The organism is Rhodopseudomonas sp. B29, assembly GCF_000333455.1.
Classification (GTDB): Bacteria; Pseudomonadota; Alphaproteobacteria; order Rhizobiales; family Xanthobacteraceae; genus Rhodopseudomonas.
The window spans coordinates 1-2,427 of record NZ_BADD01000074.1; the positions used below are offsets into that span (position 1 = coordinate 1).

Here is a 2,427-nt window from a genome sequence, read left to right on the forward strand (position 1 = left end):
CCCGATCGGCAGCGCCTGCTCCATCGCGACGTGATTCCACGCAGCACCTTCGCCGAGGAAGCGCATCGCGCGGCGGTCCACGATCTCCGCCGGATTGAGCGACGGCGCACCCTGCACCTGCGAGCGGAATCCCAGCTCGGCGTGCTTTTCGGCGCGCGAGATGCCCGACTTGGCGTCGTGCAGACTCGCCAACACTTCCTGCGTGTTGTTTCCGATCGCGGAGACGATCCCCATCCCGGTGACAACAACCCGTCTCATGATCGCCTCTTCACTCCCACGGCCCTGCTGCAGCGCAACGCGCGCCGCAGGGACTCCAATCCATCTAACCGCCGACAGGCTGCGCGGTTTGCTTGAACAGACCGACTTTGAGGTCCTTGGCCCGGTAGATAGTCTCGCCGTCGGCCGAAAGCGACCCGTCGGCGATGCCAAGCCACAGCTTCGAACGCATCACCCGCTTGATGTCGACACTGTAAACGACTTTGCGGATATGCGGCAGCACCTGTCCGGTGAACTTTAGTTCGCCACTACCGAGTGCGCGGCCCGGACCTTCGCCGCCACTCCAGCCGAGAAAGAATCCGACCATCTGCCAGAGCGCATCGAGGCCGAGACAACCCGGCATCACCGGATCGCCCTTGAAGTGGCAGGCGAAGAACCACAGGTCCGGATTGACGTCGAGTTCGGCGCGCATGTGGCCCTTGCCGAACTCTCCGCCGTCTTCGGTGATTTCCGTGATGCGGTCGAACATCAGCATCGGCGGCAGCGGCAGCTGCGCATTGCCGGCGCCGAACAGTTCGCCGCGCCCGCAGGCCAGCAGGTCTTCGTATTCGTAGCTGGAGCGACGTTCCTGCTGCATGCTCGCCTTCTTGAAGCTTGGATTGTGGTCTGGGTTCGGTCGGCCATCCGGCGCGGCTGCGGTCAGTTGCCGCAGAGAGTGTCGGCCCCGAACACGGCCCGGTCGAATTGCGGGGTCGTCTAACATAGGGATGTGACCTCGCAAAGCGGCACCTCCGTGATGTCCCTTAGGTAAAACGGCCGAGCCTGTTCCAGTTGCGAAACGCTTGCACCTCCGTAGAATGCTTCCTATAATCAAAAACTGCAGTGCAAACAGAGGCGTGAGAGTCGTGGACAGCATCGTGCGGGCGAACTTTTCCCATGGGGAAACAGCGGACCATTCGGAGCCGCGCCTCAACGGCTGCCCGTGGCACGACGTCAACGAGATGCTGGCGTCGGTGGGCCTGCGTCCGACCCGGCAGCGCATGGCGCTGGGCTGGCTTTTGTTCGGCAAGGGCGACCGGCATCTGACGGCCGAAATGCTCTATGAAGAAGCCAGCCAGGCCAAGGTCCCGGTGTCGCTGGCGACTGTCTACAACACCTTGAATCAGCTCACTGAAGTCGGTCTGCTGCGGCAGGTCAGCGTCGACGGCACCAAGACCTATTTCGACACCAACGTGTCGTCGCACCAGCACTTCTATCTCGAGAACAACCACGAGCTGATCGACATCCCCAATGCGGACGTCGAACTGCGCTCGACCCCCCACGTCCCGGACGGCTACGAAATCGCCCGCGTTGACGTCGTGGTGCGGCTGCGCAAGAAGGGCTGAGTGCCCTCTGTTTCGTAGGGTGGGCAAAGGCGCGAAGCGCCGTGCCTACGCTCCGGGCGTTTTGAAATTCTCGAAAGCCGGATAGTTTCGGACCCGCCGGGCGTGGGCACGCTTCGCTTTGCCCACCCTACAAATGACCCTACGCGGGACGCGCGCTCAATTCACCTTCTCGTCGGGGTAGACGCCCCATAGGCGTTGTTTCTCGATCCAGCCGTCGAAGCCGTTGCCGGCGATACGGCACCAGCTGATGTCGCAGCGTTTGACCTGCGCCACCACACCGGCCTGCAGCCGCGCCGCCACTTCGCTGGATTCGGAGGCGCTTTCGTAGAGCGGCGCCAGCGCATCCTTGTCCTTCAGCGTCACCACCGCTGTGCGGCGGCCCGACAGCATCGAGTGATACACCCAACCTTCGGCACCTTCCGAGTCGCGCACCCGTCGCCAGTTCTCGTACTCGGCGGTCACCTCCACCGGCAGCCCGGCGCGGGTATAGACCCAGGCGACATCGTTATCTTTGGTCGGGCCGACGCGGACGTTGATGTGATCCGACTTCAGGCTGACATAGCGCGGCACCGGCAGGCCCGAGGTCGACGGTGGCGTGTCCCGGGCGTACGCCGGCGTGCCGGAACATACTATCGCACCTGCGAACATGATGCCTGCGGCGAAAGACGTACAAATTCGGGCCGGGGACATCGCTCTCGTCATGATCGTCGATACGCCTCNACCGCCGCGCCACGCGCGCGGACTGCTGATCGGTGAAACCCAGGGTTCTTGTCTTGCCGCGGTCTTCTGCTAGAGAAGTCCGTCAAGCAAACGCTCACCCAAGGGA

The 2,427-nt window shown here is 63.1% G+C and carries 4 protein-coding genes; 1 reads left to right on the plus strand and 3 read right to left on the minus strand.

Annotated features, from left to right (window positions below):
* Together I5M_RS02660 and fabA are read right to left on the minus strand one after the other, a co-directional pair.
* Positions 1-258, minus strand: a 258-nt coding sequence (locus I5M_RS02660) for a beta-ketoacyl synthase N-terminal-like domain-containing protein (RefSeq protein ID WP_283804857.1), incomplete at its 3' end; no start/stop codon positions are given.
* Positions 259-322: 64 nt separating this feature from the next.
* Positions 323-853, minus strand: a complete 531-nt coding sequence (gene fabA / locus I5M_RS02665) for a bifunctional 3-hydroxydecanoyl-ACP dehydratase/trans-2-decenoyl-ACP isomerase (protein WP_022719985.1) — start codon at positions 851-853, stop codon at positions 323-325.
* 268 nt (positions 854-1,121) lie between these two features.
* Here fabA and irrA point away from each other — a divergent pair, with 268 nt between their 5' ends.
* The gene (gene irrA / locus I5M_RS02670) at positions 1,122-1,601 is read left to right on the plus strand and encodes an iron response transcriptional regulator IrrA (RefSeq protein ID WP_022719986.1); all 480 of its coding nucleotides are present in this window, start codon (positions 1,122-1,124) and stop codon (positions 1,599-1,601) included.
* Positions 1,602-1,757: 156 nt separating this feature from the next.
* On the opposite strand, the gene I5M_RS02675 is transcribed toward irrA, so the two are convergent.
* Positions 1,758-2,291 (minus strand): SH3 domain-containing protein, encoded by a 534-nt coding sequence (locus I5M_RS02675; protein ID WP_083909491.1) that lies wholly within the window; start codon positions 2,289-2,291, stop codon positions 1,758-1,760.
* Between the last annotated feature and the right edge of the window lie 136 nt (positions 2,292-2,427).

Bases quoted from the DNA above. Each gene is read 5' to 3' on its own strand.
- fabA (WP_022719985.1), bottom strand. From the start codon at position 853: ATGCAGCAGGAACGTCGCTCCAGCTACGAATACGAAGACCTGCTGGCC.
- I5M_RS02675 (WP_083909491.1), bottom strand. From the start codon at position 2,291: ATGTCCCCGGCCCGAATTTGTACGTCTTTCGCCGCAGGCATCATGTTC.